Source organism: Flavobacterium akiainvivens (genome assembly GCF_001278115.1).
Taxonomy (GTDB): Bacteria; Bacteroidota; Bacteroidia; order Flavobacteriales; family Flavobacteriaceae; genus Flavobacterium; species Flavobacterium akiainvivens.
In genome coordinates this window covers 3047381-3070939 of record NZ_LIYD01000005.1, presented here as the reverse complement: position 1 = coordinate 3070939, position 23559 = coordinate 3047381, and the positions used below count along the sequence as shown (strand labels likewise).

General features: G+C 42.9%; 24 protein-coding genes. 11 read left to right on the top strand and 13 right to left on the bottom strand.

Features of this window, described 5'->3' with window-relative positions; all coding sequences use genetic code 11:
• Positions 1-31 precede the first annotated feature (31 nt).
• From sufB to AM279_RS13725, 9 genes are all read left to right on the top strand, one after another.
• A complete protein-coding gene (gene sufB, locus AM279_RS13755) occupies positions 32-1480 on the top strand; it encodes a Fe-S cluster assembly protein SufB (RefSeq protein ID WP_054408606.1) in 1449 nt (482 codons plus the stop codon).
• Positions 1481-1528: 48 nt separating this feature from the next.
• A complete protein-coding gene (locus AM279_RS20965; protein WP_262494133.1) occupies positions 1529-1654 on the top strand; it encodes a hypothetical protein in 126 nt (41 codons plus the stop codon).
• A gap of 72 nt (positions 1655-1726) precedes the next feature.
• Positions 1727-2473, top strand: a complete 747-nt coding sequence (gene sufC, locus AM279_RS13750; RefSeq protein WP_054408605.1) for a Fe-S cluster assembly ATPase SufC — start codon at positions 1727-1729, stop codon at positions 2471-2473.
• Between the two features lie 45 nt (positions 2474-2518).
• Positions 2519-2881, top strand: a complete 363-nt coding sequence (locus tag AM279_RS13745; RefSeq protein WP_054408604.1) for a four helix bundle protein — start codon at positions 2519-2521, stop codon at positions 2879-2881.
• Between the two features lie 50 nt (positions 2882-2931).
• The gene (gene sufD, locus AM279_RS13740; protein WP_054408603.1) at positions 2932-4248 is read left to right on the top strand and encodes a Fe-S cluster assembly protein SufD; all 1317 of its coding nucleotides are present in this window, start codon (positions 2932-2934) and stop codon (positions 4246-4248) included.
• 174 nt (positions 4249-4422) lie between these two features.
• On the top strand, positions 4423-6585 hold the full coding sequence (locus AM279_RS13735) for a TonB-dependent receptor plug domain-containing protein (protein WP_082344235.1): 2163 nt from the start codon (positions 4423-4425) through the stop codon (positions 6583-6585).
• An 11-nt stretch (positions 6586-6596) separates the two neighbouring features.
• Positions 6597-7667, top strand: a complete 1071-nt coding sequence (locus AM279_RS13730) for an HmuY family protein (protein ID WP_054408601.1) — start codon at positions 6597-6599, stop codon at positions 7665-7667.
• 182 nt (positions 7668-7849) lie between these two features.
• Positions 7850-7984, top strand: a complete 135-nt coding sequence (locus AM279_RS20960; RefSeq protein WP_262494132.1) for a hypothetical protein — start codon at positions 7850-7852, stop codon at positions 7982-7984.
• Positions 7985-7987: 3 nt separating this feature from the next.
• On the top strand, positions 7988-8326 hold the full coding sequence (locus AM279_RS13725; RefSeq protein WP_054408600.1) for a hypothetical protein: 339 nt from the start codon (positions 7988-7990) through the stop codon (positions 8324-8326).
• A 304-nt stretch (positions 8327-8630) separates the two neighbouring features.
• Here AM279_RS13725 and AM279_RS13720 read toward each other — a convergent pair whose 3' ends face one another.
• The 9 genes from AM279_RS13720 to AM279_RS13680 all read right to left on the bottom strand — a co-directional run bounded on the left by AM279_RS13720 (position 8631) and on the right by AM279_RS13680 (position 16822).
• On the bottom strand, positions 8631-9389 hold the full coding sequence (locus AM279_RS13720) for a succinate dehydrogenase/fumarate reductase iron-sulfur subunit (protein ID WP_054408599.1): 759 nt from the start codon (positions 9387-9389) through the stop codon (positions 8631-8633).
• A 16-nt stretch (positions 9390-9405) separates the two neighbouring features.
• Positions 9406-9879 carry a hypothetical protein gene (locus AM279_RS13715; protein WP_054408598.1) on the bottom strand — a complete coding sequence of 158 codons (474 nt, stop codon included), beginning with the start codon at positions 9877-9879 and terminating at the stop codon, positions 9406-9408.
• Entirely contained in the window at positions 9872-11158 is a 1287-nt protein-coding gene (locus AM279_RS13710; protein WP_160316450.1) for an AAA family ATPase, read from the bottom strand. The genes AM279_RS13715 and AM279_RS13710 overlap by 8 nt, the downstream gene beginning before the upstream one ends.
• Complete coding sequence (locus tag AM279_RS13705) at positions 11121-13130, bottom strand: fumarate reductase/succinate dehydrogenase flavoprotein subunit (RefSeq protein ID WP_054408596.1); 2010 nt, start codon at positions 13128-13130, stop codon at positions 11121-11123. The genes AM279_RS13710 and AM279_RS13705 overlap by 38 nt, the downstream gene beginning before the upstream one ends.
• A gap of 15 nt (positions 13131-13145) precedes the next feature.
• Positions 13146-14006, bottom strand: coding sequence for a succinate dehydrogenase cytochrome b subunit (locus AM279_RS13700; RefSeq protein ID WP_054408595.1), 861 nt, complete (start codon positions 14004-14006; stop codon positions 13146-13148).
• Positions 14007-14350: 344 nt separating this feature from the next.
• Positions 14351-14587 carry a hypothetical protein gene (locus AM279_RS13695; protein WP_054408594.1) on the bottom strand — a complete coding sequence of 79 codons (237 nt, stop codon included), beginning with the start codon at positions 14585-14587 and terminating at the stop codon, positions 14351-14353.
• Positions 14588-14770: 183 nt separating this feature from the next.
• A complete protein-coding gene (locus AM279_RS13690; protein ID WP_054408593.1) occupies positions 14771-15457 on the bottom strand; it encodes a hypothetical protein in 687 nt (228 codons plus the stop codon).
• 47 nt (positions 15458-15504) lie between these two features.
• Entirely contained in the window at positions 15505-15969 is a 465-nt protein-coding gene (locus AM279_RS21090) for a hypothetical protein (protein ID WP_054408592.1), read from the bottom strand.
• Position 15970: 1 nt separating this feature from the next.
• A complete protein-coding gene (locus AM279_RS13680) occupies positions 15971-16822 on the bottom strand; it encodes a ChaN family lipoprotein (protein ID WP_054408591.1) in 852 nt (283 codons plus the stop codon).
• Between the two features lie 212 nt (positions 16823-17034).
• On the opposite strand from AM279_RS13680, the gene AM279_RS13675 reads away from it, so the two are divergent.
• On the top strand, positions 17035-18390 hold the full coding sequence (locus AM279_RS13675) for a hydroxymethylglutaryl-CoA synthase family protein (RefSeq protein WP_054408590.1): 1356 nt from the start codon (positions 17035-17037) through the stop codon (positions 18388-18390).
• On the opposite strand, the gene AM279_RS13670 is transcribed toward AM279_RS13675, so the two are convergent.
• The 4 genes from AM279_RS13670 to AM279_RS13655 form a co-directional block, all read right to left on the bottom strand.
• Positions 18391-19494 (bottom strand): Fic family protein, encoded by a 1104-nt coding sequence (locus AM279_RS13670; protein WP_054408589.1) that lies wholly within the window; start codon positions 19492-19494, stop codon positions 18391-18393.
• Between the two features lie 79 nt (positions 19495-19573).
• On the bottom strand, positions 19574-20722 hold the full coding sequence (locus AM279_RS13665; RefSeq protein ID WP_054408588.1) for a hypothetical protein: 1149 nt from the start codon (positions 20720-20722) through the stop codon (positions 19574-19576).
• A complete protein-coding gene (locus AM279_RS13660) occupies positions 20719-21276 on the bottom strand; it encodes a hypothetical protein (protein ID WP_143090399.1) in 558 nt (185 codons plus the stop codon). Before AM279_RS13660 ends, AM279_RS13665 begins: the two co-directional genes overlap by 4 nt.
• Before the next feature lie 60 nt (positions 21277-21336).
• The gene (locus AM279_RS13655) at positions 21337-22020 is read right to left on the bottom strand and encodes an Abi family protein (RefSeq protein WP_054408586.1); all 684 of its coding nucleotides are present in this window, start codon (positions 22018-22020) and stop codon (positions 21337-21339) included.
• Between the two features lie 210 nt (positions 22021-22230).
• Here AM279_RS13655 and AM279_RS13650 point away from each other — a divergent pair, with 210 nt between their 5' ends.
• On the top strand, positions 22231-23529 hold the full coding sequence (locus tag AM279_RS13650; RefSeq protein WP_054408585.1) for an aminopeptidase P family protein: 1299 nt from the start codon (positions 22231-22233) through the stop codon (positions 23527-23529).
• The last annotated feature ends 30 nt before the right edge of the window (positions 23530-23559 follow it).

The following is a 23559-nucleotide window of genomic DNA, read 5'->3' as shown; positions in this document are numbered from 1 at the left end:
ATTAAATTTTTAAATCTTTAAATAACTAAAGATGAGTAAGTATACAGAAGAAGAATTAAAAATCGAACTCGAAAACAAAGAGTATGAGTACGGTTTTTATACCGATATAGAGAGCGATACGTTTCCGGTAGGGTTAAACGAGGATATTGTGCGTGCGCTATCGGCCAAGAAAGAAGAGCCGGAGTGGATGACACATTGGCGCCTTGAGGCTTTTAGGGCATGGGAGCAGATGACCGAGCCTAACTGGGCTAACGTGCATTATGATAAGCCCGATTTCCAGGCCATATCATACTACTCGGCGCCATTAAAAAAGGCTAAGTATGAAAGCCTTGACGAGGTAGACCCTGAGTTGCTTGAAACCTTCAAGAAGCTGGGCATCTCTATAGATGAGCAAAAAAAACTGACGGGCGTGGCGGTAGATATCGTTATGGACTCGGTATCGGTAGCTACTACATTTAAAAAGACACTGGCTGAAAAGGGCATTATTTTCTGCTCTATAAGCGAGGCTATAAAAGAACACCCTGAACTGGTACAGAAATACATAGGCAGTGTGGTGCCGCAAAAAGACAACTTTTATGCAGCACTAAACTCGGCCGTATTTAGTGATGGGTCGTTTTGTTATATACCAAAAGGTGTGCGTTGCCCAATGGAACTGAGCACCTACTTCCGTATTAACCAAGCAGGTACAGGCCAGTTTGAGCGTACACTTGTTATTGCCGATGAAGACAGCTATGTAAGTTACCTTGAAGGCTGTACGGCCCCAAGCCGCGATGAAAACCAGCTGCACGCTGCGGTGGTTGAACTTATAGCGCTTGACAATGCCGAAATTAAATACAGCACGGTGCAAAACTGGTTCCCCGGTAATAAAGAGGGTAAGGGCGGTGTGTTTAACTTTGTTACCAAGCGCGGCCTTTGCGAAACCAATGCCAAGATATCTTGGACGCAGGTAGAAACCGGCAGCGCCGTTACCTGGAAATACCCAAGCTGCGTGCTGAAAGGCGATAACTCGGTAGGGGAGTTTTACTCAATTGCCGTTACCAACAACTTCCAGCAGGCCGATACAGGTACCAAGATGATTCACCTGGGTAAAAATACCAAGAGTACCATTATTTCTAAGGGTATCTCGGCGGGTAAGTCGCAAAACAGCTACCGCGGGCTTGTACAGATAGGCAGCCGTGCCGAAAATGCACGTAACTTCTCTCAGTGCGACTCGCTGCTTATGGGCAACAACTGTGGTGCGCATACGTTCCCGTACATCGAATCGAAAAACACAACAGCCAAGATAGAGCACGAGGCTACAACCAGTAAAATTGGCGAAGATCAGGTGTTTTATTGCAACCAGCGTGGTATACCAACCGAAAAGGCTATTGCCCTTATTGTAAATGGCTTTAGCAAAGAGGTGCTTAACAAGCTGCCTATGGAGTTTGCTGTGGAAGCGCAAAAGCTGCTGGAGATTAGCCTTGAGGGGTCTGTAGGTTAAATTTGTTTCTGGTTTCAAGTCACTTACTCATCATTTAAATTTGTAGTTATGGACTTTATTTTAAATAATGTAAAGAAAGAAGATTTGCCTGTGCTTAAGGCATTAGCAAAACGTCTTGACTTTGAAATTGAAATTATTGAAACGGAAAGTAAATCTGTAGAAACTGATAATTAAGAATATTATAAAGATATGAGGCTCTGAGTCAGCAACCTGAAACTTGGAACCTGAAACCTGAAACTTACTACGATGCTAAAAATAAGTAACCTGCACGCCAGGGTAGAAGACAAAGACATATTAAAGGGTATTAACCTTGAGGTTAAGGCCGGTGAGGTACATGCCATAATGGGGCCAAACGGTTCGGGTAAGAGTACGCTTTCATCGGTTATTGCCGGTAATGAAAACTATGAGGTAACCGATGGCGAAATCCTTCTTGAAGGTGAAGACATAGGCGAGCTGGCTCCGGAAGAGCGTGCACACAAAGGTGTGTTTCTTTCGTTTCAGTACCCTGTAGAGATACCGGGGGTATCGGTAACCAACTTCATGAAAACGGCCATAAACGAAACCCGCAAGGCTAACGGCCAGGAAGAAATGCCGGCTAACGAGATGCTGAAGCTTATCCGCGAAAAAAGCGAGCTGCTGGAAATAGACCGAAAGTTCCTTTCGCGGTCGCTAAACGAAGGTTTTTCGGGTGGTGAGAAAAAGCGTAACGAAATCTTCCAGATGGCTATGCTGGAGCCTAAAGTGGCTATTCTTGATGAAACCGACTCAGGCCTTGATATCGATGCACTTCGCATTGTGGCAAACGGTGTTAACAAGCTACGTAACGAAGAAAATGCTGTGATTGTTATTACCCACTACCAGCGCCTTCTTGATTATATTGTGCCTGATTTTGTACACGTATTGTACAACGGCAAGATTGTAAAGAGTGGCGGTAAAGAGCTGGCCTACGAGCTTGAAGAAAAAGGCTACGATTGGATTAAGGCGGAAAACTAGTTCTGCGAGTAGAAGGTCAAAAGTCATAAAGTCGAAAGTTGAGAAATGGGAAAGTTCGGTTCTTTTGAGGAGATTAATTCGTGGCAAAAGGCCAGGGTTTTCAACAAAAAGATATATACTATTACCGATTCTGATGCTTTTAAAAGAGATTTTGACTTAGCCAGACAGATAAGAAGATGCTCTGTTTCTGTCTCTTCTAATATCGCAGAAGGCTTTGAGAGGAATACAGATAAAGAGTTTATACACTTTCTTTACATTGCTAAAGGGTCTGCTGCCGAAGTGCGTTCGCAATTATATCTGGCTTTAGATCTGAATTACATATCTCAGGAGACATTTAACGAATTGTTTTCTGAAATTACAGAAATATCAAGGCTGCTTGGCGGCTTTATAAAATATCTTACTAAGTAGGGTTCGATGAGGTCTTTTGACTTTTGACTTTACAACTTTAGACTGTTTTAATGGATTTAAAAGAAAAACTATTATCGTCTTTTATGGCTTTTGAGGAGCGTGTAGATGTAAACACATCATTGCACGACATCCGTACAGAGGCTATTAAAAACTTTGAAGCAAAAGGCTTTCCTACCAAAAAGGAAGAAGCCTGGAAATATACATCGCTAAACGCGGTGCTTAAAAATGATTTCAGCGTGTTTCCCAAGCAGGAAAATGCGCTTAATTATGCCGATGTAAAAAAATACTTCCTGCACCAGATAGACACTTATAAACTGGTGTTTATAGATGGCGTGTTCAGCTCGTTTTTAAGCAGCACCACGCACGACGGGCTTGATGTATGCCTTATGTCTTCGGCGCTTACAAAGCCTAAGTATAAAGAGGTTATAGACACCTACTTTAACAAGATTGCAAATACCGATGAAACGCTTACATCGCTTAATACAGCATTTGCAGTTGAGGGCGCATTTATAAACATACCTAAAAGCAAGGTAGCCGATAAGCCTGTTGAAATCATGTACCTGTCTACAGGTAATGAGGCCGCCCTTATGGTGCAGCCGCGTAACCTGATTATTGTGGGCGAAAATGCGCAGGTGCAAATTATAGAGCGTCACCAGAGCCTTAACGAAAACCCGGTACTTACCAACAGCGTTACCGAAATTTTTGCACAGGAATACAGTAACGTAGATTATTACAAAGTGCAGAATGATGTGCTTACTGCCACTCTTGTAGATAATACCTATATAGCCCAGAAAGGGCATAGCGACGCTTCTGTGCACACATTTTCGTTTGGGGGTAACATAACCCGCAACAACCTTAATTTTTACCACCAGGGCGAACGTATTGAGAGTACGCTTAAGGGTATTACCATTATTGGCGATAAGCAGCTGGTAGACCACTACACACTTGTGCGCCATGCCGAACCGAATTGCGAAAGCCACCAAAACTACAAAGGTATTTTTGACGGTAATTCAACCGGTGTGTTTAACGGTAAGATATATGTTGAGAAAGAAGCACAGAAAACCGATGCTTTCCAGCAGAACAACAACATATTAATGAGCGAAAAGGCAACCATAAATGCCAAGCCGCAGCTTGAAATTTTTGCCGATGACGTAAAATGTTCACACGGCTGTACCATAGGCCAGCTGGATGACGATGCCATGTTCTATATGCAAAGCCGCGGTATCCCGGCTAAAGAGGCCAAGGCCCTGCTTATGTATGCGTTTACCAATGAGGTTATAGAAAGTATACGCATACCAGAGCTTAAACAGCGTATAACAAAGCTTATAGCCACTAAGCTGGGTGTTAATATAGGGTTTGACCTGTAATCATCTAAATTATAAATCAGGCCGCATGTTTACCGCATGCGGCTTTTTTATTACAAAACCTGAGATTAATCATAGGTTAAATAAGGCCAATCTTATTTAGAAACATTAAAAATAATTTGGTTATCTAACCCACACGCTGTAGATTTGCACTCAATTTAGAATTAATCTAACTAAATGAGAATGCAATTCAGGGCCAAAGTTTCTTTATTTTTTATTTCTGTTCTTTCGCTTACAGCCGCGGCCCAGGAAAATGATACTATTAAGGGTGTGCTTGAAGAGGTAGTGGTAACCGGCCAGATAGAACCACAATCCATCAACAAATCAGTTTTTAACGTGCGTGTTATATCTAACGAAGATATAAAAAGGCAGGCCGGCAACAACCTGGCCGACGTTATGAACCAGTACCTTAACATAACGGTTATGCCCAATAACAGCACGGGCAAAAGTACCGTGAGTATGTTTGGCCTTGACGGGCAATACCTTAAAATTCTTGTAGACAACGTGCCTCTGGTTACCGATAACGGCCTGGGTAACAATGTAGACCTTACACAAATAAACCTTGACGATATAGACCATATTGAGATTATAGAAGGCTCAATGGGCGTAACGCACGGTGCAAATGCAGTAAGCGGTATTATAAACATTATTACTAAAAAGGCAACATCTACTGATTATGAGGTAAGCGCCACTGTGCAAGAAGAAACCATAGGCGATGAATATGAGCCTTTTGCAAACCGCGGCCGCCACATACAGGCGCTGCGTGTGGCACACAGCTTTAACTCTAACTGGTTTGCCTCTATAGGTGCCAACCATAACGATTTTACCGGCTTTCAGGATACAAGGGGCGGCGAAAACTATACGCCTTATGACCCTAACACGCCCCAAACCAACCGTGGATACAGCTGGCTGCCTAAAGAGCAGTGGTTTACTAATGCCACGCTAAGGTATCAAAAAGGCCTGACCAGGGTGTTTTATAAGTTTGATTATTTTAACGAGCACATAGATTATTACGATCCTGTGGTTGGTAGCGAGGTAGTAACCGGCGTTGGCATACTAAGGTATTCTAACGACCGTAAGTATGACACCCAGCGCTTTTACCACCACTTAAATGCAAGCGGCCACCTGTTTAACCAGCTTAGCTACAACGTATCTGCATCATATCAAAAGCAGCAGCGTGACGTAAACGAATACAGGTACTACATACAGACCGGACAGCAAACGCCAAGGTTTGATGAAACGTTTCAGCGTACAGAAGTGCTGTACAGCACCGGTACACTTAGTAACTTCTTTAAAAATTCTATTGCCGACCTGCAGATAGGATACGAACTTGTAAATACCGATGGTTTTAATTCGGCACTTTCGGGCACATTTAATAACGATGACCAGCAGGGTGGCGACCTTAATAAAAGGCTTGAAAATTATGATGTTTTTGCCGCATCTGAAGTAAAGGTTTCCGAAAGGTTTTCTATCCGTCCGGGGGCACGCTACTCGTTCCAGTCAAAATTTGACGACCAGTGGGCGGCTTCATTAGGTTTCAGGCAGCTGTTTAACCAGGGTTATGAGGCAAGGGCATCTTTTGGCAGGTCATACCGCACGCCTAATTATGATGAGCTGTATACCTACATGGTAGATGCTAACCACAATGTACAGGGCAATTCGGCACTATTGCCGGAAACCGGATATACAGTTGAACTAAGCGGGCGCAAGAGTACGTATACTGCAAATGGTCTTTCAATTTCCAATGCACTTAATGTAACCTATAATGATGTGCAGGACCGTATTGAGCTTGCCATTGTAAACCCGTCTCCGCTGGCTTATAAGTACATTAATATAAGCAACTATAAATCGTTCCTGGCATCTACATCTAACAGCTTTAAGTATAAAAACTGGGATGCCCGCGTGGGTGTAACCCTTTTGGGTATATCAAGAAAAATAGATACCGGCCTTGCCGCGTCAGACGATAAATTTTTGTTCAACGTTCAGGCTAATGCCAATGTGGGCTACACCGTGCCCAAGTGGAACACTGTATTCTCGGTTTACTACAAGCTAATGGGCAGGTCGCAGCAGTTTGTGCAAACAGGCTCTATAGATACCGAGGCACCGCAGTTCCATCTTCAGGAAATTGAATCGTTCGGCCTTCTTGATGCTTCGGTGCGCAAATCCTTCTTTAGTGGCAGGTTTGATGCTACCGTTGGCGCGCGCAACCTTCTTGATGTGGTTAATGTACAATCTAATGTAGCCAGTAATGCAGGAGCACACAGTGCAGGCACCACAAACCTGCTTATGGGTTATGGCCGTTCTTATTTTTTAAAGCTTACGTATAATCTCAACTTTTAAATTACCCATATATGAAAAAGATATTCTTATTACCACTGGCACTGTTTGCTTTTGTTGCATGTAACGATGATGACAGCGGATATGTAGCACCAATTGAACAAATTAGCGAAGGTACCCTTTTAGGTACGCCGGAAGCACCACTTGGCCTTGGTGGCTCTAACCAGCAAAATGCGGTTTATGTAGACCTTAGCGGTGAAGACGTGATACCTTTATCACGTGGTTCGTGGGATTTGGGCTTTTACTCCGGCTCTTCTAACAGGGTTGTAATAAACGGTGCTGTGGCTATGGCTGCAAAAAAGCTTGAAACTACCGATATTACAGCCGTACAGCAGCAGGATTTAACCGTGGCTGTTGGTACGTTCCAGGCTTCAAATATGGCTTTTGTAGATAGCCCTACGGGCGACCTTAACGCTACTGTTTTTGGCGATATCGCTGCAAGTGAGGCAGAGGCGAGTGTTTACCTGGTTAATTTAGGTAATAAGATACCTACTACACCGGCTGATTTGGGTTCGGTTAACACAGCAGGTACACCACGTGGCTGGAAAAAAGTAAAGATTTGGGCCACTACTACAGGCTACACCATGCAGTATGCTAACCTTGATGCCACAACTGCACAAACAGTAAATATTGTAAAAGACCCATTATATAACTTTACATTATTTAGCCTTGAGGCAGGCGCCCTTGCAGCGGCAGAACCACAGGCAGCCGAATGGGACCTTAAGTTTACAACGTTTACAAACGAGGTATTTCAGGGTGGTGCAAGCGCGGGCGCTTATTTCTTCTCTGATTATGTTGTTACCAATACAAGGGGTGGTGTAACATCTGTAGCTATTGATGGCGATGCAGCAGCATATAATGCTTTTAACCTTGCGGCATTTAACAGTGGCAACCACCAGCTTAGCAATGACCAAAGGGCCATTGGCGAGCACTGGAGGGATGTATTTACCCGTACAACTTTTGAAGATGTATTTTTTGTGGTAAAAGATGCCGCCGGCAACCTTTACAAAATACGTTTTTTAGCAATGGTTAGCGCTGAGGGTGAACGTGGTTTCCCTTCATTCCAGTATGCATTGCTACAGTAACCTTTTACGTTCTTAGTAAGTTAGTTTTTGTTTTATTTTTCCCGGCGGGTCGTGTGTGTATGGCAAGCCGGGATTTTTATTTTTATATCTTTTAAGATTAGGTGGTTAATGCGCTAATTTGTTTAGAGAAAGCCTGTAATTACAGGCTAAGTACTATATTTGGCACTCAAACCATTTACGCCATGAAAAAATATTTTATCTTACTGCTACTTCCTTTTTTGCTTACTTCATGTTTTTTTGCCAAAGGCCGCATTGCAAAGCATCTTACTGTTGAATCTAAGGCTATTCCACCTGATTTTGGTAAAGACGATACTTAACTGGTGTGTATACTTACCGGAAACAACAGCCGCGATAAATATATGCGCAGCGCTTTTGAAAGCCGCTACCATGGCAACCATGTGTTTCTTGATGCTACAAGGCTAAAGCTTGACGGTTATGAAGATGTTTTAAAATACCGCTATGTGCTCGATTTTCATCATTATTCATCGAGTATGGTAGATACTGATGGCAGGTTAAGGACATCAGGCATATCTGAATACTATATTCACGACCGTGTGGACAATAAAGATTACAGTTCTAAATATAAATCATCTATGTTTGGCAAATACCTTAAGGCTTATGCCGAGGAGCTTGAGAAAAAACGCCTGGCCGAAAAATAACCATCGTGATTAAGGAAACAGTAGCGCACCGGTAACACAGTGCGCTTTTTTGTTTTAAAGCCATTTACAAAGGTTTATTTGTTGATTCGGTAATTTGGGTATTTGTACAGAGAACGCCCGGCAGAGTGGCTGTAATGATCTTTCAGGAAGCTGTGATATTGCCTGTAGTACTTGAAATTGGATTTTGCATCTCTTTGTGCCTTCTTTGCGGTTCTTTGAGATACAGCAATCAGGTACACAAAATAAAAAAGCGCGCCCTGTTACAGGCGCGCCTTTTGCAAGCTTAGTTTTTGTTTTATTCTCTTTATTTTATGCTGGCAAACAGGTATTCCCTGTTCATACGGGCAATATTTTCAAGCGATATACCTTTAGGGCATTCAACCTCACAGGCACCGGTATTGGTACAGTTACCAAATCCTTCTTCGTCCATTTGGCGCACCATGTTTAGTACACGCTGCGTGGCCTCTACCTTACCTTGCGGAAGCAAAGCATACTGAGATACCTTAGCGCCCACAAACAGCATTGCAGAGCCGTTTTTACAGCTTGCAACACACGCACCACAGCCTATACATGCAGCCGCTTCAAAAGCGCGGTCGGCATCATGCTTGGGTACCGGGGTGGCGTTAGCGTCTATCGTACGGCCAGATGTGTTAACCGATACGAAACCGCCGGCCTGCTGAATCCTGTCAAATGCAGAGCGGTCTACCACAAGGTCTTTAATAACCGGGAACGCCTTACTTCTCCATGGCTCAACATAAATGGTGTCGCCATCTTTAAAAGAGCGCATGTGCAGCTGGCAGGTAGTAACCTTGTGTGCCGGGCCGTGTGCCTGCCCGTTTATGTATAGCGAACACATACCGCAAATACCCTCGCGGCAGTCGTGGTCAAACGCTACAGGTTCTTTCTGGCTGCTTACGAGCTGTTCGTTCAACTGGTCAAGCATCTCAAGGAAAGAGCTGTCGGTAGAAACATCGTTAAGTGTGTAGGTTTCGATGTTTCCTTTTGTTTTGGCGTTTTTCTGACGCCATATTTTCAGGGTGATGTTTATATTCTTTGAAGCCATAATCTTCAATTTTAATTTACAATTTTATAGTATATGTTCTCTGCTCTATAATTGGCTCAACACCTAATAGATTAGTTAGTTTTCTTAACGTAATCTTATCTAAATTCTTTGGCACTTCCTTTTTTGATACAATCAAAATACCATTCATTCTCTTTTGTACAGGCTTTTTATTTTGTCCAATCTTTTTAAAACAATGTTTTGTGCTTTCTACAGTGGCAAGTATTTGTTTTAAACCTTTATTATTGTTAGAACCTTTTAACTCAATAAAAAATACATCATTTTCCGTCTCAACACCTAAATCACATTTTTCATATTCTGATTGTATGTCTTTAAAAACACAGTTCTCAAATTCAATCACATTGTAATCAATTTCATTACTTGAGTTATCAATCAGGCATACGCTGTCTGATTCAGCCTTTTTATCTTTTAAAGTATCTTTTTTCTTTTTCCGAAGTTCTTTACATCCTTCAATTAATCTGCAATCAATCATCTTGTGCAGTATTATTATATGAAACTTCAATACTCAACAACCTGTCAAACTCATCACTTATTATTTCTGAAACACTGTCAATGTAATCGGTGTTTATCAGGTTTTCCTCCCTGTCAAATATATCTTTAGCCTCGCCATCGCCTAAATAGTAGACAGCAATATCATTAGGGTTAAGCCAATACTTTTCAGGGATTATTTCTTTCACCTGCCCTTTAAATGCGTCATTATCCAAATGACCTATTGTATAAGCATACACTAAATTGTTCAGCGAGCTTAGTACATAAGGGCTGTGAGTAGGTAGAAGAAATGAGTGTTTGTTATTATATATGTTTTCAACGAAAAATTCCATTAGTTTTTTTTGAACTTTTGGAAAAAGATTCATTTCCGGCTCTTCTATTATGAAAGTTCTCTTCCTCTTTGCGTAAAACTTTTGAGCGAGTACAATTGGAATAGTTGATTGATAACCACTAGAACCATTGTGAACTAAATAATATTCTGAATTACTCTCCTTTTTGGCATAACCAAGTCCATTTTGATTTTTGTAGACCAAGGATAAAGGTTCAATAGCTATTTCAATATTATACCCCCTTACAATTCTGTTTAGCTTTGATAACTCATGTTGTAAGGCTTCAGAGGTCAATAAGCTATTACTAAATGATAATGATTGAAGAACTCTTTCGGTTGGAATATATAATGGATTATCCATTATTTTTTTTACATTAAGCCTATAGAAGTTTTCGTTTGGTGTCCACCCCAACATTTGAAAAAATTCAACGGCTGTTTTTTTCTGTAAAGTTTCTTCAATTCGTAAATCATCCAGTTCAGATAATAAACGGTCAAATTCCTCAGATTCTGAAGTTATTTTTGTATGAAGTTCAAAAAACTCTTTACGATAATCTAAACCGTCTCCGACATTTTCATTTTCAACAACCTTTTTACTCTTGAATTCAAATATATACAAGGGATTTTCATAATAAAAACTTGAATTTTCTGAAAGATAGCTATCCATCTCCCAGTCCCTTAATCCATCCGAGAATTGTTCATTGTTGGCGAATTGATTTTGCTTATCAACACTTACTGAATAGTTTACAATATAACTAAAATACCTGCAAACCGCTAACACCTTAGCAATTGTACTCTTACCGGTAGCCTGTTCGCCTATAAGAATAGTCATTTTGCCCAAGTCAAGTTCTACTGACTTGATTGGGCCAAAATTCTTTATGACTAATCTTTCGCTCATTTTATTTGTAATTCCTGGCTGCGATTTTAATGTACTCATATTTAAGCACTTCTTTATGAAGTACTTCGTGGTTAATATCATCGCCCTGGTATTCCCACGCACCAACAAAGTTGAAGTTTTCATCATCACGAAGGGTTTCGCCCTCGCTGTCCTGATATTCTTCACGGAAGTGGCCACCGCAAGATTCTTTACGCTGTAAAGCATCGCGTGCCATTAGCTGGCCCAGGTCAATAAAGTCGGCCACACGTATGGCTTTTTCAAGCTCTGTGTTAAATTCATCGGCACTGCCCGGAACAAACACATCGCGGTAAAACTCTGCCTTAAGAGCTGCAATTTCGTCAATAGCCTCAATAAGGCCCTGTTCGTTACGGCCCATGCCCACTTTGTTCCACATAATGTGGCCCAGTTTTTTATGGAAATGGTCTACCGACTTAGTGCCCTTGTTGTTTAGGAAACCGTCTATCTGCGCTTTAACGGCGGCTTCGGCTTCGTCAAACTCAGGGGTGTTAGTAGGTATAGTACCGGTACGTATTTCGCCTGCAAGGTAGTCAGACACTGTGTACGGAAGTACAAAGTAACCGTCTGCAAGGCCCTGCATTAGCGCCGATGCACCAAGGCGGTTAGCACCGTGGTCTGAGAAGTTAGCCTCACCGGCCACAAAACAGCCCGGTATAGTACTTTGCAGGTTATAGTCTACCCACACGCCACCCATGGTGTAGTGTACGGCAGGGTATATTTTCATTGGCACCTCATAAGGGTTATCTGCCGTAATCTGCTCATACATCTGGAACAGGTTACCGTATTTTTCCTCAATCCATGCCTTGCCCAGTTTAATAACCTCTTCGTCAGACGGGTGGTGGTTACCCTGTGCATAAGCCGTTTGGCGGCCTTTGTTTATAATTTCTGAAGAGAAGTCAAGGTAAACACCTTCCTGCGTGTCGTTGTTTTCAATACCAAAACCGGCATCGCAACGCTCTTTTGCAGCACGTGAAGCCACGTCGCGCGGAACAAGGTTACCAAATGCAGGGTAACGGCGCTCCAGGAAGTAATCCCTTTCTTCTTCTTTAATATCGGTAGGCTTAAGCTTTCCTTCGCGGATGGCTACAGCATCTTCAATCTTTTTAGGAACCCAGATACGGCCCGAGTTACGCAGTGATTCTGACATCAGGGTCAGCTTAGACTGGTTAGTGCCGTGAACCGGGATACACGTAGGGTGAATTTGAACATAACAAGGGTTAGCAAAATAAGCGCCTTTTTTGTGGATTTTCCACGCGGCGGTAACGTTGCTGCCCATTGCGTTTGTAGAAAGGAAGTACACGTTGCCATAACCGCCAGAAGCGATAATAACTGCGTGGGCCGAATGCCTTTCTATTTCGCCGGTAATAAGGTTACGGGCTATAATACCGCGGGCTTTGCCACCCACTTTAACAATATCAAGCATTTCGTGGCGGTTGTACATCTGTACGCGGCCAAGGCCTATTTGCCTTGAAAGCGAAGAGTATGCGCCAAGAAGCAGCTGCTGGCCGGTTTGGCCCGCTGCATAAAACGTACGCTGTACCTGTGTACCACCAAAAGAGCGGTTGTCCAGCATTCCGCCGTAGTCACGTGCAAAAGGCACGCCCTGGGCCACACACTGGTCTATAATATTAGCCGAAACTTCGGCAAGGCGGTGTACGTTAGCTTCACGCGCACGGTAGTCGCCCCCTTTTATAGTGTCATAAAAAAGCCTGTATGTAGAGTCGCCGTCATTTTGGTAATTTTTGGCGGCGTTTATACCACCCTGTGCAGCAATAGAGTGCGCACGGCGGGGAGAATCCTGAAAGCAAAATGCCTTAACATTGTAGCCCATTTCGCCAAGCGATGCAGCAGCAGATGCGCCTGCAAGGCCGGTACCTACAACTATTACATCAATCTTTGGCCTGTTGTTTGGCGCTACAAGCCTAAGGTGGTCTTTATACTTGGTCCATTTTTCGGAGATGTGGCCTTCCGGTATTTTAGAATCTAACGTCATGATATGCTGAGTTGATTATTTTAGAAAGAAGTGAATGTAAACAGGTATTACGGCAAATAAAAACGGCACTACAATGGCAAATGCATAGCCAAACTTCCTGATAAGGCCGTTGTATTTAGGGTTGTTGGCACCAAGCGACTGGAAGGCGCTGCCAAAACCGTGGTACAGGTGGAAACCGAGCACCACCATGCTGATTACATAGGCTATTGTGTACCAAAGGCCATAAGTAGGCTCTTTAAAAAACTCTATGGTAATTTTGTAAAGGTCTTTGTATAGTTCGGCAATTTTAGCACCGTTTTGCACGGCATACACCTCTGTGCGGTTTTTAATTTCTATGGCGCCCTGGTCTTTATACATTACCGGAATGTAGTCTCCTGTAGTGGTAACGTAGTTTGGCTCAAGCTGTGCTTCCTGGCCCGGGTACATGGCCTGGCCTTTTAGCATTATGGTTTGTACCGGCATATTTGCATCATAGTGCATCCTTGCCCAAAAGCTAATCATGTGTGTAACAATAAACACAAGGATAACCGTACCCAAAACAGCCATGTTGCGGCTTGCCCAGATGGTGTTTTTTTGTGGCTTGTTCATTACATACGCTACCGGCCTTGCTTTTTTGTTTTGTATTGTAAGCATAATACCGTCTACCGCGTGGAAAATGATAGAGATGTAGGTAAGGTAAGAAAGTGCCTTAACGGCAGGGTTGGTGGTCATGAACAGCGCATACTGGTTAAAGTGAAGTGCTGCAAATTCTCCGGTTGATAGTAGCTGAAGGTTGCCCAGTAAGTGCCCCACAAGGAACAGGCAGAGAAATAAACCTGTTAAAGCCATCCAGTATTTTTTGGCTAAGGACGACTTCAAAAGTGCAGATTTTGCCATAATGTTTGTTTAAAAAAGTAAAAGTTTTTAAAAATCAAACAAAAGTAAGGCTAAATGATATTTACCACAATGGCTTAAAGCTAATTTATAATGAGTTTAAAGTGGATATTTTTTAAAGTATTTGCATTCATAATTTAAAAAATGTGTTTTTTTAACCTAAAAAAATCTTAAAAACTGCAAAGACTTAAGAAATTTACAGTTTGGGTGTTTAGCGCCCCTTATTGCCTAAAACGGTTTAGTAGGTTCAAAAAACGCCTGAACTTTCAAAATTTTTGAAAGTTCAGGCGGGATATTTTAAACGTTACTGCCGGCCCGTGCCGTAATAATAGCATATGTCAAAACCTCTATTTTGCATTGAATATGGAGCTAAGTTGATTGAAAAGCCCGGTTACAGAAGTAGACTTGTTAATACATGCATATAAGCTTGTAATGTTATTTCCCCCACGCCAGAAAATTTCCTGTTCTTTGATAGTTCCAATTATTTTGGCTTTTAAATCCTCAAGGCTTAATGTCCTCTCTGGTTTCAAGGTTAAATCTACAACGTATTTCCTCTCAAGGAATATATCGTAACCGAAAAGCATCCTACTTTTCTGGTTTTCTGAGCATTGAGAACCCGAAACGATTTTCCTGTAGCATCTATAATCATCAGGTTATTGTAAAACCCATTTTTAAATCCTTTTGAGTTGCAGATAATCAGGTCGTTGGGTTTACTGGCAAGATGTAATATACCGTCGTTTGGAAATGCCAATGCGGGGAATGTAATGTCATTTATCAGTATCTGCATGTGTTTCTTTGTTAAAAACCACCGGTATCTTGTTTTTAGAGGTAATGGTGCCATTAAAAACGGTATATCCATTATCCCGGATTGTTTTTAAATCGGTGCGGGAAATTTTGTTCTGATAATCTGTCCCATCACTATCCAGCTCAATTTCGGCATAGTATTTTTCTTTAGAATCTAATACTACCTGATAATTTGTGTGCTCTATAATATTGCCAAACGGCAGTATTATAAACCATTCAAAATAAAGTGTTTCGCCCGGATGGATTATGAAATTTTTTTTGTCATATTGTTCATAATGACTGTATCCTAAATAGTTTGCCACAAAATCTACACCCCAGGTTGCTTCTCTCCCTTTTGGTTTTACAAGTTCTCCCTTATTATCTTTTATACCTACAAACGCCCTGTCCATTTTAATATAATCCTTTTCAAAACGGCTATTAAAATTATTGAGGTTAAAGTAATAGGTTGTGTCGCTATTATTAGTCAGCTTATAAGTTATAACTGTTTGTGCGCCCTTAGGGGCTGAAGTATATTCAAGCCTGTACTCTTTATACTTATCGGGACTTACATTAAGCGCATTAACCTGCTTAGTTAAAATCTCAAGTTCTAAAGTTCCGGTGTTTTTGCAGCCAAACAGTACAATGGCAAATAATAGTGTTAGGTATTTCATTGTTTTGTAAAGTATTGGTTAGGTCCCTAAAATTATGAGGTATAGTTTTATAACTCAGGCACAAACCGATTATTGCAAAAATCAATAAATTCACTCACGCTATCCGGTGCGCGCTCTTCTACCGTCATACAGCCCATTGCCGGATTAAGCAATTTCTTGCACTCGTTATAGTACAGCAGCGCATCAGCATCTGTTTCAGGGTCAGAGCCGGGAGTGGAAAACCCAAATATTGTAGCGCCATCGGTTGTGTAAAGCACCATGGTGTGGTGTATGGGGCTTTCGGGATCTGAATTACGCCAGTAAAGGCAGTAGTCAGAAGCGGTATCGGTTTCAAGGGCTTTCATTAGCTCATGCTCATTGCTAAATTCCCTCTCGGCAACATCAGCATATTGCGGCAGCGAAAATGCATCTGATTCTTGTTCCCTGTTTGGCATAAACCTGTCTAAGAACACTATAGCTGTATTATATCGCCTTGAATACACAAGGTGGTACTGGTCAATATACTGTGGCATACTAATGCGTCTTGGTCATATCTTCATCTACCACCAAAATAAAATCGGCCTTTTTAAGGTTTTCATCCTCCAGCTTGTCCAGCTCTTTTTGCGATATGGCGGCAATGGTTAAAATCTTCACATTTGGAGTTTGTTTTTTCAAATACCAGTTTATACCCTCAAAATTATCGCTGTGGTAAGTGCCGTTGTAGTGAACAAATATAGTGTTAGGCGTTAGGTTCTGCGCAATAAAGTAGCCCATGGTGGCATCTTTAACCGCTTGTGCCTTGGGCAGGTTATCCCCACCGTGGCCACCGCCCATTTTCAGCATTTCCTGGTAGCCGGGCAGGCTGGCATCATAGGCTATAGGTAGCGGGGCAATCCAGGTTTTCTCTTCTGCGGTAAGGCTGTTTAGCGCTTCAAAGCCCTGCTTGTACACCAGGCTTGCGTAACGCCTTGGTATATTGGCGGCTACAAATTTAAATTTCTTATCCTTGGCAAAGTCAACCAACGGCTTGTAGTCGGTCTTATAATTGGGCCACAGGCGCGCCACGCTGTCAAACTGCTTTTGGTTGATGGTTCCGGCCAGGTATTGGTTGAGCTCGTCCTGGTTGTCGGCTTCAATCATTTCGGCGCCCAGCACAAGGTTGTGGTTAGCGCCCAGATCTTTAGTCAGCTCCAGCTGCAGCCAGTGCACCATGGCATCGTCGTGCAGTTCGCCAAACAGTACCACCTCTGTTTCTCCGGCGGCTTTCAGTAATTTCTTATAGGTGGTTTTCTTGCCTTCTTTGGTAAACAGCTGGTAGCCCTGCTTGTCTTGGGCAGTGGCGGTTACGGTTATGATAAGTGCGGCAAAAAGGGTGCGTAATTTCATTGGTTATTTATAATGAATATGAATAATGCCGCTAAAGTAAGGATTGTTTGCCGAATGTGTTGCCACGAATTGCACTAATTCCACAAATTTTAAAACCAATATGATAGTATAGCATCTATTCATGTTTTAAAGAATGTATAATAATTAGAGAAAATGGTGCAATTCGTGGCTTATTCTTTTAAATTTGCGTTTCCTTCAATAACTACAACACAATGAATACCGGAATAGACGCCATTGCCTTTGATATTGCCAAGCTGCACTTACCTATTAAAACACTTGCCGAAGCACGTAACATTGAGCCTGACAAGCTTGAAAAAGGCCTGGGGCTGCTAAAAATGACCCTGCCCGACGTGCACCAGGATACTGTGGTGTTTGCAGCCAATGCGCTTACCCGCCTTATTGAAGACAATAACCTTAATCCGGCCGAAGTAGCCCGTATTTATGTGGGTACCGAAAGCGGTATTGACAACTCTAAGCCGGTGGGTTCTTTCCTTATCACATTAATGGAGCAGAAGTTTGGGCACAACACTTTTTTGCATGTAGATACGGTAGATTTTACCTTTGCCTGCATTGGCGCGGTAGATGCCCTGCACACCTGCATTGACTTTGTGCGCCTTAACCCAGGCAAGAAAGCCATTGTTATTGCCAGCGATATTGCAAAGTATGATTTAGAGTCTACCGGCGAATATACACAGGGTGCCGGTGCGGTGGCCTTATTAGTAAGCGAAAACCCGCGTATCATGGCGTTTGACAACAACTGGGCGGTAAGCACCAAGGGTGTGTTCGACTTTTTTAAGCCCTACCATACCATCCATAAAAAAGACATTACGGGTAATGATGCCAACCAGCCTTGGTTTGGCAATCTTGAGGCCCATATAGAAATACACAAAGACCAGCCGGTTTTCGACGGCCAGTACAGCAACACGGTGTACACCGACCGTACCCGCGAGGCCTATGCCATGTTTAAGGAAATGACGGGCACTACAGGCTGTTTGTATGATACCTGGGAAGCCATAGTAATGCACCTGCCCTATGCGTTTCAGGGCCGCCGCATGTTTGCCGAGATTTTTGCCAAAGATGCCGAAACCCCGCTGCTTACCGGTACCGAAGAAGACTACGCAACCCGCCTGCGCGACATTAGCAAGGGCGAAGACTATAAAGCATTTGTAAACCAGAAACTGCAACCTGCCGAACCGGCTTCGTCATTAATTGGTAACCTGTATACGGGTTCTATATTTATGGGGCTGCTGAGTACGCTTGTGGTGGCAGCCAACGAAAGCCGCGAACTTGAAGGCAAAAAAATTGGCTTCCTGGCTTACGGCAGCGGCTCTAAGAGCAAGGTGTTTCAGGGGACGGTACAGGCCGGATGGAAAACCGCGGCACAGCAAAGCCGCCTGTTTGAAACGCTGGACCGTAGCACGGCAGTTGACTTTGAAACCTACAACCGCCTGCACAAAAAAGAACAGGACTACAGCGCCCTTGCCCCGGTTAATGAGTGGGTGTTAGACTACATTGAAACCGAGTTGCCCAACCTTACGGGAGCACGTTATTATAAGTGGGTGGAGTAATTACGCAAGCTCATAGCTGGTACTGCGCCCGCCCGCATCACTCTTTTTAAGGATGTTTGCGGCTATGAGGCTGTTTATATCGCGCAAAGCGGTATCGGGCGATATCTTTGTCATTTTGGCCCATTTGGCTGCGGTAAGGTTACCCTCAAAGTCAGTCAGCAGTTTTTCAAGCATGAGGCGTTGGCGCGGATTTTCAATTTTTGCGGCGTTATTTGCCCAAAAATTATGTTTGAAAATAATTTTATCGAGTACTTCGGTAGATGCTATAAGCGATTTTTGCAGGCATTCTAAAAACCATTTTATCCAGGCGGTAATATCCAGTGGCCCTTTTTGGGTAGTTTCCAAAATATCATAATAATAATTGCGCTGTTTTTGTATTTGGGTAGACATACTGTAAAAACGCTGCGGGATACCATCGGCACGGGCCAGGAGCATATCAGTAATAGCACGGGCTATCCTGCCGTTTCCGTCTTCAAAGGGGTGTAGCGTTATAAACCATAGATGGGCAACGGCGGCTTTAAGGATGTAATTTTCGTTAAGTGACCCTGAATTGAGCCATTCAATAAATTGTCCCATTTCGTTTTCCAGGGCCGGGGCATCAGGAGCTTCAAAATGAATTTTCTTTTTGCCATACCCGCCCGATATAACCTGCATAGGCCCATTGGAATCAGTACGCCACCTGCCGGTTTCAATAATATACATGCCACTCCTCCCGGTAGGAAAAAGCAGGCTTTGCCACCCAAAAAGCCTTTCCTTGCTCATGGGTTGATTGAAATGCTGTGTGGCATCAAGCATCATTTCCACCACACCGTCTATATGCCTTTCAGAGGGAACAAGGCCCGATATGTCAACCCCAAGCCGTATAGCTACCGATGAGCGTACTTGTTGGGTATTTAAAATCTCGCCCTCAATTTCAGAGGACTTAATTACATCCTGGGTAATGGTTTCAAGGCTGGCTTCTGTTTTCAGCTCAAAACCTACCATTTCCATTTTACCCAAAAGCCTGCCTTGCAAGCCTGCAATTTCATGTAAAAGAGGCTGCAATGCAGTATCGTCCCATTCAAAATGAGGCCATTTTTCAATTTGGTAAATATAGCGTGGCATAATTTTACAGCTTTATGCGGTAAATATAGCAACTATTCTCCGCATATTTTGCGGAGAATACCAAAATAATCTCCGCATGCTATTCTGTCCCATCAATCGTGAAATGAAATTGCGGCTGTAAAGCAGGCAGTTGCTGCCAGGGCAGGGGTGTGGTTACCACTTTGCGCCCATCTAAAAAATCAAACACCATAGTATTGTCCTGTTTCCGGTAATGTATGTTATAAGTTTCGCCCATATAACCCTTTAGGTGTAGTAGCTGTTTTTTGTGGTCTTGGATAAAATAGAAATCCTTTATACTGTCACGCATTTCCATAATAATATAATTTTTAGGGTGGATGAAAATACGTTTCATTTGCATCTGGCTATGGTCCTGAACCTTACCGTCTTTTGTATATTCCATAACTTCATACGCCCCGGTTAAAGCGTACGGGTTTCGCATATAAAGTCGCGATGTGTAGCCATGCAGCAGCATCAGCCCTATGGCAAAGCATTTCAACCCCGCTTTTACATATACAGGTATGGTTATCGTTTCCGGTTTTGGTAATACTGTTGGCTTCTGCGTAAGCAAAAAAGCAAATAACGTTCTTAGCTGTGGCCAAGAGGCATACACCGCCATGGCAAGCAACAGCAGGCTGAACATTTTTACCGAAATATCAAACGTAAAGTTGATGATAACTACCTGCACCAGCGTGATTATAGTCAGGAGTAACCCTATAAAACGTGTGCGGTTAATAAGCAATAGCAGGGCGGCCAAAACTTCTGTAATGCCCATAATAATCTGGTAGGCAGGGGCAATGCCTATGGTGCTCCAGTACAGTATGTCGCGGTCAAGGTTGCCAAAGGGCGTGTAGAGTATGTTAGGCGCCGGGGTGTAGAACTGCCGCAGGTATACCTTATCTAATCCATACTTTAGCAGTACAAATGCCAAGTAATATACCGATGCCGTTTTTAAAACAGGCAATAGCTTTTGGTGGTGTTTCTTTAAGGGAATGGCTAAAACTGCCGCTATTAATACCAAAATACCCATGAGTAGCAGCATCGACCGCGTGTCTGATGAAAATTCAACAGGCCCATAAGCATTGCTGTACAACAGGTTGCGCAAAAAACGTACGGGTGCTTCAAAAATAAGTTCGGTAATACCCTGCTGCACGGGGCGGTAGGCAAAAGGGATGAACACCATGCACAATACAAAAAACAACCCCCTTGCCCGGCTTAAAAACTGCTTCATGCCAGCCGTGCCGATTTTAGTTTGTGCACCATGTAAAATACAAAGCCAAACAGTATGCTTAGTGCTGCCAGGGCCGCTACCATAAGGGGCATATTGGGTGTGCCTAGGCTGTCATTTGGTGCAACTGGCAGGCTGTTCTTTTTGGTTTTGTTGTTGTCGTAGTTTATGAGTACGGGTTTATGTTTTGCGTCATACGGTTGTAAAACGCGTAAAATACTGTCTTTTTTGTGTTTTTGGCTCAGTAGCGGATGGTTGTATAGTGTGTCGCGCCCGGGCTTAAAGCTGATGGCAGATTTTGCATAGTGCCTGTAAACATCTTTTTCAGAAGAAACTACTACTACTTTATCATCAGGCAACAGGATAATAGAGTCTATAGTAAAACTCATTTGCTTGTCGGGCAGTCCAAAATTAGATTCCCCTATATCAAACAGGTTGTTTTCAAAGGCGGTATTAAACGTAGCCATACTGCCGCTGTGGCTTTTGTGAGAGATAAGTTTTGTTTGCGCCATTGCCGGCAAGGAGAGCAGCGCGAGGAACAGGGTAAAATTTTTCATAATCAGAGGTTTAGGGTAATAACTCTTTTTTGAGGCGGTTTAGTATAAACTTAATTTCGCTTATAAATTATCAATCTGATTACAAACACTATTAACATGATCTAAACAATACAATAAGGCAGATTCATCAACGCTCATCCATTGAAATAATTGTTGTAATTCAGCATATCTTTGCCTTGCATAAATGGTGCTTTTTATGCTTGTGCCAACTTGAAAACAAATGGGTTCATGATGTGCAATACGGTTTCTAAGATTGTTGATTGATTTGAGCAGGTTGAAAACGAATGATTGATTATACGTTACGCCTGGGGAGCCAGCAGGCCGTCCGGGAAAAATTCTTAAAAGTCTACTGCCTGTAGCTACAAACTGGTGTTGTGCAAACATATAACGCCAAAAACCGAAACCAAGTTCGGCCACAAGTTTATCATGGGTATAGAAATCACCAAGCTTTGTAAGCGACTCCTGAATACTTTGTGCTGTAGTCCTACACCGCGGATTTTGAAATATGCCTCCTGGATTTATTGAGTCTCTTAACCAGTCATTGCCATAACTGGTTATACAGTTGTTATTAATAGCATTTCGTAATATTATTTCGAAGCAACCTTCAATGGTAAATAATTCTTGTGAGAGTTTAAGATTGTAGCGGTATAAAGTCATAGATTGCCTGGTGTTATTGTTGCAGGCAATTAAATAACGACTCATTCGTGCAGGAGAAATGAGTTGTTCAAAGTCATTATATTTCATATATTTAATGCAATGTTTGCAATGTTTGCAATGTTGCAATTAATTCGTATCTTTGCCCTATCTTATTCCCGATAGCCACTGAAGAAATTCAAGCGATCGGGTTTCGTTTTTATAGTGGTTTGCAATTCTGTAAATATATAAAAATCTTCCCCTTATTTTTTCAGTATTCCCATTCTCCCTACCTTTGGTATAGAATAAAAATTATTTATCATGAAATACCACCAGATACCCGCAAGCCTTTTCATTAAGAACCGTAAGAAGTTTATGGCAGAAATGAAACCCAAGAGCGTTGCGGTATTCAATTCTAACGATATATACCCCGTGAGTGCCGACAGCACCCTGCCGTTTGCCCAACACCGCGATATTTTTTACCTGAGTGGCGCCGACCAGGAGGAGTCAATCCTGTTGTTGTGCCCCGATGCCCCGTATGAGCACCTGCGCGAAATTTTGTTTTTGCGTGAAACCAACGAGCACATAGCAATATGGGAAGGCGAGAAGCTTACCAAAGAACGCGCTACCGAAGTAAGCGGCATTAAAAACATCGTTTGGCTTAAGGATTTTGAAAAAACGCTGTTTGAGGTAATGACCTACTGCGACACCATTTACGTGAATACTAACGAGCACTACCGCTCATCAGTAGAAACCGAAACCCGCGAAGACCGTTTTATCAAGTGGTGGAAAGCCAAATATCCTGCGCACCAGGTGGCCAAGAGCAACCCCATTTTACAGCGCCTGCGCTCTGTTAAGGAGCAGGAAGAGCTTGACCTGATGCAACAGGCGTGCGATATTACCGAGAAAGGTTTCCGCCGCATACTGGGCTTTACAAAGCCGGGTGTTTGGGAATATGAAATTGAGGCCGAACTGATTCACGAGTTCGTCCGCAACCGCAGCAAGGGCTTTGCCTATACGCCCATCATAGCCAGCGGCAACAATGCTAACGTGCTGCACTATATTGAAAACAACCAGCAGTGTAAGGATGGCGACCTGATTTTATTTGACGTAGCCGCCGAATATGCCAACTACAGCAGCGACCTGAGCCGTACGATTCCTGTTAACGGGCGTTTTACCGACAGGCAAAAAGCGGTATATAATGCCGTGCTGAATGTTAAGAACGAAGCCACTAAAATGCTTACCCCGGGTACGCTATGGAAGCAGTACCACATTGAGGTGGGCAAGATAATGACCAGCGAACTACTTGGCCTTGGCCTTTTAGACAAAGCCGATGTACAGAACGAAGACCCTGCATGGCCGGCCTATAAAAAGTATTTTATGCACGGCACCAGCCACCACCTGGGTCTCGACACGCACGACTACGGCCTGCTGCACGAGCCCATGCAGGCTAACATGGTGTTTACCGTAGAGCCGGGTATTTACATCCCTGCTGAGAAATTTGGTATACGCCTGGAAGACAATGTGGTAATCCAGCCTACCGGCGAACCGTTTAACCTGATGCGCAATATACCTATTGAAGCTGAGGAGATAGAAACTCTTATGCAGTCGAAAGTTTAAAAGTCGAAAGTCATAAAGTTAGCTTCACTC

Excerpts from the sequence above, each read along its gene's own strand:
- sufB (WP_054408606.1), top strand. The coding sequence starts at position 32 with ATGAGTAAGTATACAGAAGAAGAATTAAAAATCGAACTCGAAAACAAA.
- AM279_RS20965 (WP_262494133.1), top strand. The coding sequence starts at position 1,529 with ATGGACTTTATTTTAAATAATGTAAAGAAAGAAGATTTGCCTGTGCTT.
- sufC (WP_054408605.1), top strand. The coding sequence starts at position 1,727 with ATGCTAAAAATAAGTAACCTGCACGCCAGGGTAGAAGACAAAGACATA.
- AM279_RS13745 (WP_054408604.1), top strand. The coding sequence starts at position 2,519 with ATGGGAAAGTTCGGTTCTTTTGAGGAGATTAATTCGTGGCAAAAGGCC.
- sufD (WP_054408603.1), top strand. The coding sequence starts at position 2,932 with ATGGATTTAAAAGAAAAACTATTATCGTCTTTTATGGCTTTTGAGGAG.
- AM279_RS13735 (WP_082344235.1), top strand. The coding sequence starts at position 4,423 with ATGAGAATGCAATTCAGGGCCAAAGTTTCTTTATTTTTTATTTCTGTT.
- AM279_RS13730 (WP_054408601.1), top strand. The coding sequence starts at position 6,597 with ATGAAAAAGATATTCTTATTACCACTGGCACTGTTTGCTTTTGTTGCA.
- AM279_RS20960 (WP_262494132.1), top strand. The coding sequence starts at position 7,850 with ATGAAAAAATATTTTATCTTACTGCTACTTCCTTTTTTGCTTACTTCA.
- AM279_RS13720 (WP_054408599.1), bottom strand. The coding sequence starts at position 9,389 with ATGGCTTCAAAGAATATAAACATCACCCTGAAAATATGGCGTCAGAAA.
- AM279_RS13715 (WP_054408598.1), bottom strand. The coding sequence starts at position 9,879 with ATGATTGATTGCAGATTAATTGAAGGATGTAAAGAACTTCGGAAAAAG.
- AM279_RS13710 (WP_160316450.1), bottom strand. The coding sequence starts at position 11,158 with ATGAGTACATTAAAATCGCAGCCAGGAATTACAAATAAAATGAGCGAA.
- AM279_RS13705 (WP_054408596.1), bottom strand. The coding sequence starts at position 13,130 with ATGACGTTAGATTCTAAAATACCGGAAGGCCACATCTCCGAAAAATGG.
- AM279_RS13700 (WP_054408595.1), bottom strand. The coding sequence starts at position 14,006 with ATGGCAAAATCTGCACTTTTGAAGTCGTCCTTAGCCAAAAAATACTGG.
- AM279_RS13695 (WP_054408594.1), bottom strand. The coding sequence starts at position 14,587 with ATGCTTTTCGGTTACGATATATTCCTTGAGAGGAAATACGTTGTAGAT.
- AM279_RS13690 (WP_054408593.1), bottom strand. The coding sequence starts at position 15,457 with ATGAAATACCTAACACTATTATTTGCCATTGTACTGTTTGGCTGCAAA.
- AM279_RS21090 (WP_054408592.1), bottom strand. The coding sequence starts at position 15,969 with ATGCCACAGTATATTGACCAGTACCACCTTGTGTATTCAAGGCGATAT.
- AM279_RS13680 (WP_054408591.1), bottom strand. The coding sequence starts at position 16,822 with ATGAAATTACGCACCCTTTTTGCCGCACTTATCATAACCGTAACCGCC.
- AM279_RS13675 (WP_054408590.1), top strand. The coding sequence starts at position 17,035 with ATGAATACCGGAATAGACGCCATTGCCTTTGATATTGCCAAGCTGCAC.
- AM279_RS13670 (WP_054408589.1), bottom strand. The coding sequence starts at position 19,494 with ATGCCACGCTATATTTACCAAATTGAAAAATGGCCTCATTTTGAATGG.
- AM279_RS13665 (WP_054408588.1), bottom strand. The coding sequence starts at position 20,722 with ATGAAGCAGTTTTTAAGCCGGGCAAGGGGGTTGTTTTTTGTATTGTGC.
- AM279_RS13660 (WP_143090399.1), bottom strand. The coding sequence starts at position 21,276 with ATGAAAAATTTTACCCTGTTCCTCGCGCTGCTCTCCTTGCCGGCAATG.
- AM279_RS13655 (WP_054408586.1), bottom strand. The coding sequence starts at position 22,020 with ATGAAATATAATGACTTTGAACAACTCATTTCTCCTGCACGAATGAGT.
- AM279_RS13650 (WP_054408585.1), top strand. The coding sequence starts at position 22,231 with ATGAAATACCACCAGATACCCGCAAGCCTTTTCATTAAGAACCGTAAG.